Origin of the sequence: Evansella vedderi, from assembly GCF_030813435.1 — a bacterium.
Lineage (GTDB): Bacteria > Bacillota > Bacilli > Bacillales > Salisediminibacteriaceae > Evansella > Evansella vedderi.
In genome coordinates, this window is sequence record NZ_JAUSUG010000010.1 from 109,861 (window position 1) to 125,220 (window position 15,360).

Sequence of the window (15,360 nt, forward strand, 5' to 3'; positions counted from 1 at the left end):
ATACCTCCCCCTCCATACCATAGATTAAGGTCTAATTATTCAAAGCACATTATTCTTCAGCACCTTTTTGTTTATCATAAAATTGATCCCTAAAAATACGACGTTTATCTTTCTGTTTCCATATTTCCGGATAAGCAAGACCATCCATTACATGGCCAATTTCAAGGGCAACTTTATTTTGCTCCCTTGCTAGCCTGGAACTTAGAATCAAACCAGGTACACCAGCACCTACTAACGCAATATCCCAACTACCTTTAGACTGGTTGAGTTCGGAAAATACAGGCTCGATATCCTCCCAACTTTCTAAATTATACGTATTACTCACAATCAATCTCCTTTTCTTCAATCGTTTTGCTGCATTAATGGCTTCCCTTCCTACTAATACTACTTTGTTTTTCTTGATTAATTCGTGAAAATATCCTCGCTTATATAAATCATCATTAATAAAGGCATTGGTGATATAAGGTGGTTTAATATGATGCTCTTTTAAATAATCTCTGCACTTATTATATGTCCCCTTTCCTTCTGTTCGGAGCCCTACAATATCTGCAGTAACTAATGCAGTATGCATATCCTTCATAAGTGCTGCTGGGGGAGGGTACGGGATGCCCATAAAAGGAAATATCTTTTTTGCCCTTGCACCACGCCACCTTTCGTGCCAACGATTGGCTAAAAATGTGACAGGTACATCCCCAAGCCGAATAAGGGAAAGGGGATGGTTGTTCTCTATTGCATGGTCGATTATTTCCATAACCTTTTCTGGCCAAATACCTTTTCTTTGATATATCGCTTCCAACCTTTCAAATCGGTTCATCGTTCCTCCTCCCTTGTTATGTTAAATAAAGTAGTTAACCAGTCATTTATTGTCTTCTCCACAGTCCAGGATTTGAGAATATTCTCCCTTGCTCCAATACCTAACTCCTTTAATTGTTGGCGGTTAGATAATAGAAATGTTATTTTTTCTATGAACTCCTTTGGATTATCGCTATTTAAAATTAATGATTGCGCTTCGGGAGAAGCTGCTGTCTTTACATACCCAACGTTTGTGGAAAGGACTGGGATTCCGCACGAATAAGCTTCCATGGCTGGTGCGGGTCCTCCTTCATTTGCGGAAGTAACAAGAAGTAAATCAAAGCTATTATACAGTACAGGCATTTCTTCTATTGATCTCATATTTTCCTTCGTTGATTCTATAAACGCAACAGCTGGGTTATCCTTAAACGCCTCCACAATAGGTTGATAAAGTGTTTCGTAATTTTTGCCAATTCGTCGTTTATTACCTACCCAACCGATGACAAACGGTTCTTCGTGTGGGGGCTTCTTATCTTCCATTGGCTTAAAATGATCGCTATCAACAAAATGTCGAATATATTCTGTTTGCGGGGCATACTTTCTTAAAATCTCTGTAAGGTTAGGGCTTATTGCTCCTAATCTATCAATTTTTTTTAACGTTTGACGAATAAATGGGTAGTTAGGTTTTATACGTTCCTCCCATTCTTTGAATGTATGAATGTTTGTTGTAAAGTAATTAAAACCACCTACTTGTGAAGAATCTATTCGCACTTTTTTCTTTAGTAAATGAGCTGCAGTGCCTATGCTTAACGTTGAAATGACATCATATTCCCGGTTAATTGCTTCGGCACCCTCTTCTTTAATAAGCTGCTTCATTTTCTTTTCCGCTATAATCTCTAATTGAGGGTGATATTTTTGTATAATCCGGGCTTTATATCCTAATATCCACCAATCCACATCATAAATGAGAAGGTGTTTCCCCATACAGTTTCACCCATTCCTTTTCCCTTAGGTTATCCCCTATTTTACTTTCCTTACCTACAAATCTAGAAATACAGTTTACAAACTCTTTCACACGAATAGCCGTTGAGTGATTCTCCCTTACCATTTCATACCCTCTTTTCGCAATTTCAAGACGTATGTCTTCATGCTTCAAATAATATTTAGCCTTTTCAAAATAATTATCCTCATTAATTGCAACGAAGGTTTCTTTATCTACAAATCCTAAGTCAGCTAATTCCTGCGATGCTGATCCCAGTACTAATGTATTACATGCGGCTACCTCATAATATTTCGCAATAGGGTATTTATAGATAGAGTCGTCTGTTAGGAATATCTTGGCCCTGTTTATTTCACGTGCATAATTTTCCCCGATCAAAGCCTTTGCTTTTTCTTCCTCTGTGAAATATCGATAACCTGGATGCTTATGCCTTACAAAACCTTTTACTCCTTTCATTTCTTGAGCCATTTTTGCTCGGAACGGGTAGGTTTTCTTGCTTATTACTCCCATTAGTAAATAATCGATCCGTTTCCTTAGTCCATAATCTTTAAATATGGGAGTATAAACATGATGGGGAAGCCACACAAATTTATCCGTATACTGTGGGTGAAACCGTGAAAAAGCATCACGGTATAAACTAAAAATTAAATCTATCTTATTTTTTTCTACGAAACTTCTAAAAAACTCGTGGTTCCCATGTAAATCTGTATATAAAAATCCTTTTGGAATATTTACACGATCTAACCCAAGTAGTGGTTTAGTCTTTTTCAAGTCATCCATATAGATAAAATCCGGTGTAAAATTTAACTTGCTAAGGATATCTTCCATTTCTCCACCCTTAGTAATAAACTCTACATGGACATCATCTAATTTTGCTATTTCCCTTTTAAAATACTCACGGTTCTCTTTTACATAATTTTTCTGATCAACCGTACAATACAATATTTTCAATTTATCGTTAAGATCGGTCTTAGCAACCTCTCGATGTAATCTATCTTCCGTTGCTTCTACTGTCAGCTTTCCTACTCTTTCTGTCTCTTTTTCTTTCTCTTTTTCATGTGTTTCCTCTTGTATTGTTTCTTCTGACTTTTCCGTTTCCTCTTTAATTCTTTCTAATCGTTCTATTTTCAAATAACCATTTTTATTTTTTGTAAATACTGGTGTGTATTCATTCCCCCACTTGTATAAATAATGGGAAATGACTTTTTTTCTCATTACATTTCTTATCTCAATGGATTTCCTTCCTGAAAGTTGGTTTTGGTGGATCATACAATTGTATAGTAGTTTATCAATCCAAAAAACTGGGTATTTTTCTACTATTTTCAAACACATAAGACGATCTTCCATCATTCGGCCTTCCACAATATTATTCGTCTCCCATCCACCCACTGCACGAACTGCCTCGGTTCTGTAACATCTGGGCGTAACCATATAGGTTAAATACTGCAGAAAATCGTATTTATCCGTGAACTGTCGGTGACGGATAAATTTTATTTTCTTTAACCTCCCATTAAGCTTTCTGTATAAGTTACTGTTTCCATAAAACAAAGCCGTGTTTCCATCGGCTTGTTGTATCGCATCGACTAATTCTTGTAATGTGTTACTCTCAAACCAATCGTCGGAATCTAGCTGTACGAAGTATGGTGTATCAATAAAACGAAGGGCCGTGTTTAATGCACTGGATATACCTTTGTTTTCATTACACTTAATGAGACGAATTCTCTTATCATGTAAGAAGGGGTTTATAATATTCACTGTTCGGTCCGTTGATCCATCATCAATTATTAAAAGTTTCCAATTTTCATATGTCTGGTTTATAACACTTCGAATGGCCTTATAAATTGTTTTTTCCCGGTTATAGACAGGCATTACAACCGTCATCGTTAGTGAAGTCATTTTATCCCCCCTAAGACACTTCTGGAAAAATAATCAGTTCCTTTCATTTATTCGTCCCCCATAACCTAAAAATGTTTTGATTTTGATGATGAATATGTTTAAAAGCATTTTTAGTATCTACAACTATCCTTGAATGTTTGGCTATCATTTCGTAATCATACCAATCATGATTTGTCACTAGTAAGACACAATCATATTTATTTAGTTCTTCATAATTTAACGCTATGGATTGTACTTCCATGCCATTTTTATCTTTGAAGCTTTGAACATAAGGATCGTTATAGGTAATATGTGCCCCTTTCACTTTTAGTGATTCATAGATTTCTAGACTTGGTGATTCACGTAAATCCCCTAAGTTCGCCTTGTAGGACACCCCTAATAACAGTATCTTAGATCCATTTATTGCCATCCCATGGGTATTTAGTATATCGCCTACTTTATTAACCACATGTTTTGGCATAGATTTATTAATATCTTGTGCAAGTTCTATATATTTACAATTAAAATTAATGCCTTTCCCTTTCCAAGCGAGATACATAGGATCTAGCGGAATACAGTGACCACCAACTCCCGGTCCTGGATAAAATGGCATAAACCCAAAAGGTTTCGTACTAGCTGCCTCAATCGTTTCCCATATATCCAAACCTAATCTATCGCACAACATGGCCACTTCATTAATAAAGCCAATATTGATACTGCGGAAGGTATTTTCCAGTAACTTCGACATCTCTGCTACTTTAGGAGAAGATACTGGAACTAGTGTATCAACTGCTCCTTCGTATAAACACATTGCCAATTGGCTGCATAATTTCGTTGTTCCACCTATCACTTTTGGAGTGTTTTTCGTATTGTAGTTTGTATTACCGGGGTCCACACGTTCAGGTGAAAAACAAAGAAAGTAATCTTCCCCTACGACATACCCTTGTTTTTCCAGCTGCTTTTCAATTAATTCTTCTGTCGTCCCTGGGTAAGTTGTGCTTTCTAAAATGATTAATAACTCTTTATGCATATACTTTCTTATTTTATCTACAACTGATTCAATGTAAGAAACATCGGGGTATTGGTATTTGGTTAAAGGAGTGGGAACACAGATGCTAATCGTATCTAATTTGTTAATGGTGGAAAAATCATTTGTAGGGATAAGCCTTTTATTATTTACTGCGGTGCGAACATCCTCATCTGCTACCCCCGTTATATTAGAGTTACCTTCCTGTAAATGTTTGAGTTTTTCTTCATTAACATCAATTCCAAACACGGTATATCCCTTTTTGGTTAATTCCACCGCTAACGGTAAACCTACATATCCAAGACCAATGACACCAACGTTCGCCGTTTTTTCCGTTAATTTTACTTTTAAGTGATTATAACAATCGTTCCCCTTCATACATAACCCTACTTTCAGCCTTTAACTTCTTCTCTCTATTCCACGAGGGATCTGAAATTATCCGTATAGTCTATAAGTCTTCCATTTCTATAGAAATTTTTTTCTTCGCTTTTCCACGTATGATGATTAGGATCCGCCTTCCTTATGCACACATAATTGGCTTTGCTGGAAGCATAAATTTTAATGTTTTTTTCTTTGCATTTTTTTAAGAACATTCTATCTCCGCCCATGTTCTTTGGAGGGAACTTAAGTTTACGGAAAACCTCTTTCTTCAAGCCTAATGTAGCCCCAAAAACGTAATTAACAAACGTATTTTCATTACCTTCATGACGAAGAAGAAGTGCTTTTTGACTTTCTAAATAGCAATAGCTTGTAGTTTTACCTACTATATCTGCATTGCTATTATAGAAACAGTTAATTTGTTCTTTTATATAAAAAGGAGAGTAATAGTCGTCATCATCCAATTTAAATACATAAGGATAAGAAGATTTTTCAATCCCATAATTAAAGCATTCCCATAAAGGAGTATTTTCTGGTAATTGATAAATGGTTACATTTTCATATTCGTTTCCTTTTGCTTGCCATCTATCTATGGACATATTATCTTTGTTCAAGACAACGATAAGTTCTTTTTCAGGATAATTTTGTCGTTCGTAGTTTTCGAACACATCATTCATATGATTATCCCTAATTGTACAAGTAATGATGGAAACCATTTTATACCTCTCCTACATATAATTTAATAAGGATATTCTCCATATTCTTATGCATTTTCCCTATAATGGTGTAGGCAAATATCCTTATCCAATAGTTTTTTACCCAATGTTTCTATTTGTATAGCAAACTAAAAGAGACCCATACTGTTATTTGCATTTCCATTTTCTAACTAAAAAACTCTGTTAAACTTTGGTGTTGATTTTCGCTTCAGGATGTGGTGCAGGAGCAAACAGTAGCGAGTGGCACCCAGATTCGTATTCTCAGGGTAGACCTCCATGGAAATGAAAATTTGCACCATGGAGTATGAAAATACAAGTTTTTATTGCAGTTTGTGTGAGCGGAAGCCCACGAGACTCCTGCGGGAACAGCGAGCCAGGTAAGACCCCACAGGGCGTAAGCCCGAGGGGGCTTGCGGTTCGCCCGCGGAAAGGGAGTGGGCTGCAGCGAATACCAACTCAGTATTTGTATTATACGAGGGTAGACTTCTATGCAATAGTAATTTTGCACCATGAAAAATGAAAATTTTAGCCTGCATAGGAATGAGCGAAGGTCCGTGAGAAAGAGACAGCAGAAGTCGCGAGGAGGCTTGGCAGGTCACCCACGGAAAGCAAGCGGGCCGTAGCGAATGACAACATGATTGATATTTTCACGGTAGCCTAATAAAAAAGAAAGGGAAATGTATTATAATAAATCAATGTTGAATAGGAGTTATGTGTAATGAAGATTTTAACTATTCTCCTCAGCTGGAATCGTCCAGATTTACTTACCCGGACAGTAGAATCCTATTTTGAAAATACATCCTCACCTTTTGAATTCATGATTGTGGATAATGGATCCGATAAAGAGACCTTAAAAACATTGGGGGATTTATCCGGTAAATATAAGATGAATGTTTTGAAGTTAGAAAAAAACATAGGGGGATTAGCATTTAATAAAGCTTTAGGCGGTATCGAATTAAATCCGTATGATTATATTCATTTTTCAGAAAACGATATTGAATACTTACCTGCTTGGGACCAGATTCTCTTAAAAAAACTGGATATTTTTTCTGACATAGGACAAATTTCTCCCTTTTCCCCATTCCCGCAAACATCTCAAGGAGAATTCTCTTGGGAAAAAGCAGCAACGAAAGTATCCAAAAATAAAGAAACGATTTATATGGCAAAACACAATGTAGGAACAACTTCTATTATAAGAAGCAATTTAATTAAAGATGGTCTTCGTTGGACAAATCTAGAACGAAGCAACGGAATTCGCTTCCCACATGATGGCCGCTTTTCCCGTCATGTCAAAAGATTAGGTTGGAAAGTAGCCTTTAATGACCGTTATGTTGTAAAAAACTGGGGGCATACAATCGAAGAACTGCAGAGGGATTTAGATTATTATATCAAGAACCATCAGGCTAAATCATTCCATCGTTTTGAACAAAGGTTGGATGACTTTGGCTATATTATTCAAAAGAATTCATCGGGTAATTTTACATTAAAAAAGAAGTAATGGTTTCTCGTCTATTTACCCACTACTTCTAGGTGAATGAGTATATACTTGTTTCCCTGTGTATGAGGCTATTTCTCTAGTAAAATGGGGGTAACGATGACGATAGTTTCTATCGAGTCTTTCTCCTACCTTTTCGAGGGCGTAGAAATTATCCCACTCATAATCATTTGGTTTATATTTCCTCATTCCTAATCCCTTTAGCATTTTTTTCTCTTTTAAAATAGGGAGCTCTGGAAATCTGTCCATTCCAACAGAAAAGGCAAAGTCAATCAAGATAATCCGATTAAATGTTCCACTCGTATTTCTTGTAACAAAAATATTCCCTGGTCGTATGTCACGATGAACAATCTTCTCTTCAAATAATATCATACCAATTTCTAATAACTGTTTGAAAAACTCCTCCTTCTGCAGCTGACGTTTTAATGAGCGTCGATACAGATAACGAGTTAACATCTCTCCCTGAATATACTCAAAGGCAGCAAAGGAAAAAGATTCCCTTTTCCCTTCATACAAAATTTTAGGGAAATGAGGGGAATTTTTGATTAAAGGGAGCTTGAGAATATCTACCTCTCGTTCAACGGACCCGCAACACTGTTTATCTACTTTAATAAATAGTTTTTTCTTCGTCTTTCTATCTATTCCAGTATAAAATTCATGAAAATGGCTATTTTTTTGTGGAAAAACTCTTTTCAAATCAGTCGAATTAGTTAACGTTCTTGACAAATAGTCTATTAAACTCATCGAAGACCATATCCTACTATCTTTCTATTAACAAATACAGTCCGGTCTTTTGGCTTTGTATAACGGTATCCCTTTTCCCTTAAATAAGACTCTAAAATTTTCATTAATACTGTAGGTGTTTTAAAATCTTCATCGTCTAAATGAAGATCTAATTTATTGGAAAGGTAAATCAATTTTTCTTTATAATCCTCTGCTATTTTACGTTTATGAACTAATGCGTGATATAGCAAACTATAAAAATAATCCGTCTCATTAGGAATATAGAACCCATTAGGGTGATAAATACGATTTTCTAATATTGACTCTTCCCATGTACTGTCATAATAATTGTCACCAACATAGCGAAAGTCAAAATAAACATCTTCGTTTGCCACTTTTACTTTGTAATGAACCCGATAGGATTTAGGAAAGACTTTCTTACCATTTGTGATCAGAGCCATATTATTTAAGTCATTTGTTAAAAGATCAACGTCACCATGGGAGTTTACTGTATATTTATGGGGTAACCCTTCATAATTCCTAAGTATTACATACTTTGTCGTTCTATTAAGAACCGTTAGTAAATGTTCCATGCTCCACCAACCATTTGCTCCTACAATATCCTCCTCATGCTGTTCTATCATTCCATTCCACTGAGCCTCATTCAAATAGAAATGGATATCCTTATCTAACAGCAGGGCGATATTATGTTCCGCTTCCTCCTGTGAATTCGTCCCATGAATTCGATGGCCACCACCTGTCCAATCTCGATACAATTGCTTTGCATCGAACACGTTACTGTTAACAACAGCCATACCTCTAGACGTTTTTCTTTCTTCATATTTTGGATTTACGTCTTTAACAATTACTAAATGAAAAGGACCTGATCCGCAATGCTTTTCCTTTAAGTTACGTGGAGATAAATTCATACCGTAAAACCTAGATAGATTTTGAGTAAATAAACGTCGTGTCCATTTAACTTTAATCACTTCCAGAATGGTAAACTTTTTTTCTATATCTGTTATAATCTCATCCATTTGAGGAGTACTTTTCTCCCACAAAATAAACAAATGAATTTCATGCTCCATTCATTGGACCTCCTGACAAAACATTTTGACCTTTTAGTATATGAATATACAACTTTGATTTGACCTAGTAAATGAAAAAACTGTATTATAAATTGTTGTTGTTTTAAGGAATATAAGCTTGGATACACTACAGGCGGACGCCTTCCGTTTCTCCAAGCTTTTCAAATAAAGAAACAAAGTTTGTAAAAACAGCTATAAAAAAGAATTGGCACAATGTTTCTTCAAGAACTACATTGTGCCAACCCTTTTATCTGTTTTTTGTTATATAAGCTCATCAACATAGGTACCCTTACCAGTTAATTGGTTTTCCTTCCCTTTTGTCTTTTTAACTTTTTTACGGTTGTCATCCGTCGGTTGTTCCGTTCTATTTCTAAGTAATGGATTTGCTGCAACTCTGTGGAACGTAACGATCTGTGTAGGGGGAACGATGGGAATTCTAGCAGAAATAGGTTGCTGCCTACTAGAATATAATACCCACTGCTCCTCTCTGATTGGCGGAATATACCCCATTCTTATCACCCCTAGTACTGTTATCTCTCAAAAAATTGGATCAAATCTCATTACTTATAAATATCTTACGTGCTTTTTCGAACTTTTCTCCCTCCACAACCACATCCAGATTTCTTCTTTCTAGGGTGGGACCCTGTCCATGTTCTCTTTTTTACTTCTTTTCCCCTGCTGACTGTAGTTAGTTTCTTCTCAGTACGTCTTTGAACCATTTCTTATTCCCCTCTCTAACTATCTCACTAACAAGCTATGTGTTTAGAGGGGATTTTGATACCATTTACATTAGACAAACAAATTACTTGTTTTTTCGGTTCTTGTTGACTTTTACTTGATTTTGAAGATTACGAGTGAACCATTCCGTTTCATCCGTGCTTTTTAATATTTCCTTACTTGTTTCTTGGTTAATAAACGGACTGTGTTCTTTCTTTTCCACTTTGTTAAATCGTTCTTGAACTTCCTTCAATTCTTCAAGTAGCTTTTGATTCTGTTCTTCTTTTTTACTTAAATTCGTCTTTATCTCGTTAATTTCCTGTTCTAATTGTTGGTTTTTTTCATAAATTTCTTTATAGCTCGTTTCAAGCAGCTCATTTTTATCCACCAAGGCCTTGTTTTCTTCCCTTAGTTCTTCTAGTAGACTGTAATGGTAATTTTCTTGGTAATCGTTAATCTGTTTTTTGTATTTTCCTATCTCTGACTGCAAATGAATGATTTTTTGCTGTAATTGTACCGGAGTCAATTTTATTTTTTGCATTTTTATTCGCCCCCTATATTTGATTAAAATCTTCTGTCAATAGCATATGTCGTCAATCGCCCAAAGTTGCATAATCTGAGCCCATCGTTTGAAATTCGAAGTAGGAACCTGCACAAAATCCACTCTTTTTCATACAATGAAGTAGTCCCGATAAAGAATAACTATGATGAAAGGATGATACGAACAATGTCCAAATTAGAACGCCTCTGCATCCGAGTTCCTAAAGTATATGACTGGGTAACTAGACAGGTAGATAAAGATTTTAATTTTGTCGGAGAAGAAGGCTTAGACAGATTATCATTCCAATGCAATGGTACTCCTGATGCAGATCCATGTGAATTACTTGAAGATGATCAAGAATTTATCGTGTCCGTCATCCCTACAGATGCACAAGGAAACGAAATTGATTTAGATGAAATTGAATGCCGCGAAGTGGGACATCGCAGAGATGTCTTTGTAGAGGATTTAGGGATCGAGCTTCAAACTGTTAAACTTAAAAAGCAAGGATTCTTCAAAATCCTACTACACTTAGAAGAAGATGGTGCAGTGGTTTGTGAATCTGCCCCTATCCCATTCTGCATATTTGAGAAATTCTTATTATGTGCACCAGAAGGAACAGATATTGAATGCCACGTATTTGATTTCTTCGGTACAGGGGTTGTTTGCTGCAACAACGGGCAATTCATCGACTTAGCACTGACACTAACAATCTGCCAATCCATTCAAGCAGAAGCAGATGTTAAAGTAGAAGTGGAAGGTCGAATTTGCAAACCACGGGAAGATATTATCGAACCAATCGTTGAAAGAGTTTGCCCTGAAATTGAATTCCCACCACAATGCCCAGAAATCTTCCCACCAAAACACTAAGGGACGAATTTCAATCAAGTTGATGGATAACATCAGCTTGATTTTTCTTTTTCTAGACAAAAAACATATTTTTATGCAGAGCTCATAATTGATCCGCCTGTAACGGATTCAAGCTATGAAAAAATGAAAGAAATCTTTATACTTACCTATCCGTTTCATGCATACATATTGTTATAGATGTTTGTATATATGGGAGGTTTTTTTATGTCAAACAAATATCAGAAACTCATAAAAAATAAGGAAGATAAAATTTTACAGCTTAATCAAAAAATCCTTCATTACCGATCCGAATTAGAGAAGTATAAAAGGCAAATTATTTTCCTTTCTAAAAGGGGACAGCAGGTACAACAACCTGAACCCGTACAAGAACCTAAGGAAGAGTCCTTTAAAGTACAATTTGAAAAGCACGTTCACCCTATAATAGCTTACTTTAATTATGCTACATTTCTGGAAGAAAACGACAATAATGAAAAAAAGCTCGATGTCTTTGGTAACCTCACTTTCCAAAATCTTTCGGACACGGAGTTCCAAGAACCCGTAATTTGTATTCGCGTTAAACCTATAGGGAAAATAAGCATCGGCGGAAAAATAAATATAAGTCCAAGACAAATTTCAGACGAGTATTCCCTTAACCAGGAAGAACAATGGGTATATGTTCAGGAAAATTGGAGACAGATGGTTAATCAAAAGGGGGAGCATTGGTTAAAGCCCCTTCATTTAGATATCTTAAAACCTTTTGAAAAACTGAAATTCTCAAACTTTAATATTTCATTTAATCCTGCACCTGAATACTCACATTATGTCGTTGAAGGTTTCTTCTATGCTCGTAACTATCAAAAGGGAATACCCGCAATAAATACTGTTTCCTTTTATTTGTAGGTAGGGATACATTGTGAAAACTATCTATTTACAAACCCCTTATAAAGGGATTTATAAATATTTGGAAAAATCTATTATTGATGCCTTTAAACAACATAATGTTGATATATTATCAGTCCCCTACCCATATAAAAGGAAACACATCCAAAATTTAATTAAGGAACACCAGTCAGATTTTCTTTTTACTTTAGTTGGAAGGGGTAGAAAAGAGTTAACACATTTACTAAAATACATTCAGATTCCAAAAGTCGGATGGTTCTTAGAGGATCCTTATTTCCTTAACGAAACTGGAACTCTTTCGCAGCAATTCACCATCACCTTTACAGTGGAAAGTGCTGCAGTTGAATTCTATAAATCTTTAAAAAGCAATGCTGCTTACTATATGCCGCTAGGTTATGATCCAGCAATTTATTTCCCCCAACCAATCGAAGATACTGAATATAGGAGTGATATTTGCCTAGTTGGTTATCCTTACCCCAATAGGATTTCAATAATGGAAGAATTATTAAAAGAGACAAACTGGGACATTACAGTAGTTGGGGGAAGATGGGCATCAGAACTAAATAAATGGGTAAAACGTAAACGACTTAACTGTATAAGTAAATGGATACCTCCAGAAAAAGTAGCTTTATATTATTCCAATACGAAAATCATATTAAATCCACATCGACCCTTTGAAGCTTTGAACACAAGAGGAAATACCAACATCACGCCTATAAGCCCTAATAATCGATGTTTTGAAGCAGCAGCATGTAATACCCTTCAGGTTTGTGATTATCGCCCTGGAATTGAAATGCTATTCTCTAATGATAATAAAATTCCAACCTATAAAGGAATTAGTGACGGAATTGACCTTATAAACCGTTATATTGTTGATGAAACAAAACGTAGAGAGAAGGCAGAAAACGCATTTACTACTGTTAAAGGACAACATACCTTTTACCATAGAATTAAAAAGATTTGCCAATTAGTCCAACAGTACCTATAATTTTGCGAAAGGTCCGAACCGTTAAACTACCTATTCTTTGTTTCCCAATCAAATCCAATACTTTCATCGTCCCACGGAATTCTATATTCATCAGGCGCATTTGGATTATAGGCTTGACTCGTTAAATAAACAATAGTAGCTGGTGATGTTCCTAGAACACGGTAGCCATGGGCAACACCCTTAGGAATTACTAATACAATTGGATTCGTTTCCCCCATGTAAAAGACGTTTGTTTCTTTATAAGTGGGGGAGTCTTCACGGAGGTCATGAAGAACTACCTGTGCATTACCCACTGGAAAGAACCAAACATCATCTTGATTCTCATGGTAATGAAAAGCTTTAATAACTCCAGGGTAACTCATGGACAAAGATAATTGACCGAAGCGTTCTAAAAGAGCTTCATCTTCCCGGACAAGCTCCATGAAAAATCCACGATCATCCACGTGGTGGATACACTTTTTTTCTTTTACCCCTTCAATCATCTAACCACCCTCTTCTAACTAAATACTCTTCCACTGCCTCCTTCCAATGTCGTTGCACCACCACATTGGGTTGAAGAGTAGAATATGAGGGGCGACTTGCTGGTGCATTCCATTCCTTCGAAGTTATGGCTGTAACTAGTTTCATAGGAGCACCCACTTTCTCATATATAAACTGAGCAAGCTCAAACTTCGAACACTCTCCCCTATTTGTTACATGGTAAATACCAGCAGGTTGTTCTAATAGGTTTAACAAATCTTTTGATAAATCCTCTATATAGGTAGGGGAACTGACTTGATCTTCCACGACCATTATTTTCTCCCCTTTCCTCCCCTTATGAGCAACGAAATCAACAAATCCTGCTCCTCCTCCAAATAAAGACGATGTGCGAACAATCCACCAAAGACCAGGGTAACGCCGAACATATTCTTCCCCTAACCATTTTGTATAGCCGTATTGATTAATGGGGGTAGGGCGATCTGCACTGTCATAAGGCACTTTCTTTTTCCCATCAAAAACAAAGTCGCTGCTCACGTACATAATAGAACTTGAAAATGTCCTAGCACCATCCAAAATATTTTTAGTCCCATGTAGATTAATCTCTATCATTCTTTGAAATTCATTCTCCCCTCGATCCACGTCCGTCATGGCAGCTGTGTGAATAATAATCGAAGGTTTCCATTGACCGATTACTTCCATAACCTTTTTCTTATTTGTAATATCCATTTCACGCTGACCTAAAGCAACAAATGGAAGATTATGAGTAGATAAACACCGCTGCAAGCTTTTGGCTACCCCCCCTCTTTTTCCAGTAATGAGTATAGGGTTGTTTAGAGCCAACGGTTTATTCCCCCTCGATAATACCATTGAATGGTCTTATCCAAAGCTGCACCAAAGGTAAACTTTGGCTTCCAGCCTAACTGATTTAATTTATCATCCTTCTCTAGAGAATACCTTTGGTCATGTGCTAATCGATCCCCCACATAAGAAATAAGAGACACAGGCTTACCTAGACGGGATAAAATATTTTTTACCACATCGATATTCCGTTTTTCTTCGTTTGATCCAATTAGGTAAGTTTGCCCCACTCTCCCCTTCATTAATATTATATAAAGTGCTTCACAGTGGTCCTTTACATAAATCCATTCCCTCATTTGATTTCCTGAACCGTAAACGGGAACCTCCCTATCCATTAAGGCGTTAACTATTGTTTTAGGTATTAATTTCTCAATATGCTGATTCTCTCCAAAGTTGTTGCAGCTCCTTGTTGTAATGACAGGAACTTGGTAAGTCTTATAAAAGGAGCGGACAAATAGATCTGATGATGCTTTACTTGCCGCATAAGGATTGTTTGGTGAAATGGGACTTTTCTGGTGAAATGGAGGGGCTTCTTTTGTTAAGGAACCATATACTTCATCTGTCGATACGTGAATCATTCTCTTTGCTTTTCCTTCCTTCAATGCTTCCAAAAGTCTCACTGTTCCTAGGACATTGGATTGAATAAAGGGAAAAACAGAATGGATGCTTCGGTCTACATGTGATTCTGCTGCAAAATGAATAATAGCGTCATAAAATTGATCAAAAATTTTAGAATAATCGTCTTTATTAGCAAGATCTGCCTCTTTAAGTCTGTAATTCCTTAATTTATTTAAATCCGCTTCTGTTTGTTTATTTACCGCATATGTTTTTTTATCTACATTCGTAATCAGTGTCTCAGGATGCTTCTCTGAGATTAACTGAATAAAATGGGAACCAATAAATCCTAATCCCCCGGTTACAAGGATATTTTTCATT

General features: G+C 36.2%; 17 protein-coding genes. 4 read left to right on the forward strand and 13 right to left on the reverse strand.

All coding sequences use genetic code 11. From position 1 onward, the window contains the following. Positions 1-49: 49 nt before the first annotated feature. The 5 genes from J2S74_RS13355 to J2S74_RS13375 are packed head-to-tail and all read right to left on the reverse strand — an operon-like array spanning position 50 to position 5,788. On the reverse strand, positions 50-814 hold the full coding sequence (locus tag J2S74_RS13355) for a GT-D fold domain-containing protein (RefSeq protein WP_307326289.1): 765 nt from the start codon (positions 812-814) through the stop codon (positions 50-52). Then, entirely contained in the window at positions 811-1,776 is a 966-nt protein-coding gene (locus J2S74_RS13360; RefSeq protein ID WP_307326290.1) for a glycosyltransferase family 4 protein, read from the reverse strand. Before J2S74_RS13360 ends, J2S74_RS13355 begins: the two co-directional genes overlap by 4 nt. Beyond that, on the reverse strand, positions 1,751-3,688 hold the full coding sequence (locus J2S74_RS13365) for a glycosyltransferase (RefSeq protein ID WP_307326291.1): 1,938 nt from the start codon (positions 3,686-3,688) through the stop codon (positions 1,751-1,753). Before J2S74_RS13365 ends, J2S74_RS13360 begins: the two co-directional genes overlap by 26 nt. A gap of 43 nt (positions 3,689-3,731) precedes the next feature. Beyond that, positions 3,732-5,072, reverse strand: a complete 1,341-nt coding sequence (locus tag J2S74_RS13370; protein ID WP_307326292.1) for a nucleotide sugar dehydrogenase — start codon at positions 5,070-5,072, stop codon at positions 3,732-3,734. A 35-nt stretch (positions 5,073-5,107) separates the two neighbouring features. Further along, positions 5,108-5,788, reverse strand: a complete 681-nt coding sequence (locus tag J2S74_RS13375; protein WP_307326293.1) for a glycosyltransferase family 2 protein — start codon at positions 5,786-5,788, stop codon at positions 5,108-5,110. 718 nt (positions 5,789-6,506) lie between these two features. Between J2S74_RS13375 and J2S74_RS13380 the strand changes: the two genes are divergently transcribed. Continuing rightward, entirely contained in the window at positions 6,507-7,286 is a 780-nt protein-coding gene (locus J2S74_RS13380; protein WP_307326294.1) for a glycosyltransferase family 2 protein, read from the forward strand. A gap of 15 nt (positions 7,287-7,301) precedes the next feature. On the opposite strand, the gene J2S74_RS13385 is transcribed toward J2S74_RS13380, so the two are convergent. The 5 genes from J2S74_RS13385 to J2S74_RS13405 all read right to left on the reverse strand — a co-directional run bounded on the left by J2S74_RS13385 (position 7,302) and on the right by J2S74_RS13405 (position 10,352). Further along, positions 7,302-8,027: a protein kinase domain-containing protein gene (locus J2S74_RS13385; protein ID WP_307326295.1), complete on the reverse strand. Its 726-nt coding sequence runs from the start codon at positions 8,025-8,027 to the stop codon at positions 7,302-7,304. Then, the gene (locus J2S74_RS13390) at positions 8,024-9,094 is read right to left on the reverse strand and encodes a hypothetical protein (RefSeq protein ID WP_307326296.1); all 1,071 of its coding nucleotides are present in this window, start codon (positions 9,092-9,094) and stop codon (positions 8,024-8,026) included. Before J2S74_RS13390 ends, J2S74_RS13385 begins: the two co-directional genes overlap by 4 nt. Positions 9,095-9,355: 261 nt before the next feature. Continuing rightward, positions 9,356-9,604 (reverse strand): hypothetical protein, encoded by a 249-nt coding sequence (locus J2S74_RS13395; RefSeq protein ID WP_307326297.1) that lies wholly within the window; start codon positions 9,602-9,604, stop codon positions 9,356-9,358. 65 nt (positions 9,605-9,669) lie between these two features. Further along, positions 9,670-9,813: a hypothetical protein gene (locus tag J2S74_RS13400; RefSeq protein WP_307326298.1), complete on the reverse strand. Its 144-nt coding sequence runs from the start codon at positions 9,811-9,813 to the stop codon at positions 9,670-9,672. Positions 9,814-9,896: 83 nt separating this feature from the next. Beyond that, positions 9,897-10,352: a hypothetical protein gene (locus J2S74_RS13405; protein WP_307326299.1), complete on the reverse strand. Its 456-nt coding sequence runs from the start codon at positions 10,350-10,352 to the stop codon at positions 9,897-9,899. Positions 10,353-10,538: 186 nt separating this feature from the next. On the opposite strand from J2S74_RS13405, the gene J2S74_RS13410 reads away from it, so the two are divergent. The 3 genes from J2S74_RS13410 (at position 10,539) to J2S74_RS13420 (ending at position 13,086) form a co-directional block, all read left to right on the forward strand. Next, complete coding sequence (locus J2S74_RS13410) at positions 10,539-11,219, forward strand: BMQ_0737 family morphogenetic spore coat protein (RefSeq protein WP_307326300.1); 681 nt, start codon at positions 10,539-10,541, stop codon at positions 11,217-11,219. A gap of 204 nt (positions 11,220-11,423) precedes the next feature. Beyond that, positions 11,424-12,098 (forward strand): hypothetical protein, encoded by a 675-nt coding sequence (locus tag J2S74_RS13415; RefSeq protein WP_307326301.1) that lies wholly within the window; start codon positions 11,424-11,426, stop codon positions 12,096-12,098. 13 nt (positions 12,099-12,111) lie between these two features. Then, complete coding sequence (locus J2S74_RS13420) at positions 12,112-13,086, forward strand: CgeB family protein (RefSeq protein WP_307326302.1); 975 nt, start codon at positions 12,112-12,114, stop codon at positions 13,084-13,086. Positions 13,087-13,112: 26 nt separating this feature from the next. Here J2S74_RS13420 and J2S74_RS13425 read toward each other — a convergent pair whose 3' ends face one another. From J2S74_RS13425 to rfbB, 3 genes are read right to left on the reverse strand one after another with little or no spacing between them, the layout of a single operon-like run. Continuing rightward, a complete protein-coding gene (locus J2S74_RS13425; protein WP_307326303.1) occupies positions 13,113-13,568 on the reverse strand; it encodes a dTDP-4-dehydrorhamnose 3,5-epimerase family protein in 456 nt (151 codons plus the stop codon). After that, entirely contained in the window at positions 13,561-14,406 is an 846-nt protein-coding gene (gene rfbD / locus J2S74_RS13430; protein ID WP_307326304.1) for a dTDP-4-dehydrorhamnose reductase, read from the reverse strand. The genes J2S74_RS13425 and rfbD overlap by 8 nt, the downstream gene beginning before the upstream one ends. After that, positions 14,397-15,359 (reverse strand): dTDP-glucose 4,6-dehydratase, encoded by a 963-nt coding sequence (rfbB, locus tag J2S74_RS13435; protein ID WP_307326305.1) that lies wholly within the window; start codon positions 15,357-15,359, stop codon positions 14,397-14,399. The genes rfbD and rfbB overlap by 10 nt, the downstream gene beginning before the upstream one ends. Between the last annotated feature and the right edge of the window lies 1 nt (position 15,360).

Bases quoted from the DNA above. Each gene is read 5' to 3' on its own strand.
- J2S74_RS13355 (WP_307326289.1), bottom strand. From the start codon at position 814: ATGAACCGATTTGAAAGGTTGGAAGCGATATATCAAAGAAAAGGTATT.
- J2S74_RS13360 (WP_307326290.1), bottom strand. From the start codon at position 1,776: ATGGGGAAACACCTTCTCATTTATGATGTGGATTGGTGGATATTAGGA.
- J2S74_RS13365 (WP_307326291.1), bottom strand. From the start codon at position 3,688: ATGACTTCACTAACGATGACGGTTGTAATGCCTGTCTATAACCGGGAA.
- J2S74_RS13370 (WP_307326292.1), bottom strand. From the start codon at position 5,072: ATGAAGGGGAACGATTGTTATAATCACTTAAAAGTAAAATTAACGGAA.
- J2S74_RS13375 (WP_307326293.1), bottom strand. From the start codon at position 5,788: ATGGTTTCCATCATTACTTGTACAATTAGGGATAATCATATGAATGAT.
- J2S74_RS13380 (WP_307326294.1), top strand. From the start codon at position 6,507: ATGAAGATTTTAACTATTCTCCTCAGCTGGAATCGTCCAGATTTACTT.
- J2S74_RS13385 (WP_307326295.1), bottom strand. From the start codon at position 8,027: ATGAGTTTAATAGACTATTTGTCAAGAACGTTAACTAATTCGACTGAT.
- J2S74_RS13390 (WP_307326296.1), bottom strand. From the start codon at position 9,094: ATGGAGCATGAAATTCATTTGTTTATTTTGTGGGAGAAAAGTACTCCT.
- J2S74_RS13395 (WP_307326297.1), bottom strand. From the start codon at position 9,604: ATGGGGTATATTCCGCCAATCAGAGAGGAGCAGTGGGTATTATATTCT.
- J2S74_RS13400 (WP_307326298.1), bottom strand. From the start codon at position 9,813: ATGGTTCAAAGACGTACTGAGAAGAAACTAACTACAGTCAGCAGGGGA.
- J2S74_RS13405 (WP_307326299.1), bottom strand. From the start codon at position 10,352: ATGCAAAAAATAAAATTGACTCCGGTACAATTACAGCAAAAAATCATT.
- J2S74_RS13410 (WP_307326300.1), top strand. From the start codon at position 10,539: ATGTCCAAATTAGAACGCCTCTGCATCCGAGTTCCTAAAGTATATGAC.
- J2S74_RS13415 (WP_307326301.1), top strand. From the start codon at position 11,424: ATGTCAAACAAATATCAGAAACTCATAAAAAATAAGGAAGATAAAATT.
- J2S74_RS13425 (WP_307326303.1), bottom strand. From the start codon at position 13,568: ATGATTGAAGGGGTAAAAGAAAAAAAGTGTATCCACCACGTGGATGAT.
- rfbB (WP_307326305.1), bottom strand. From the start codon at position 15,359: ATGAAAAATATCCTTGTAACCGGGGGATTAGGATTTATTGGTTCCCAT.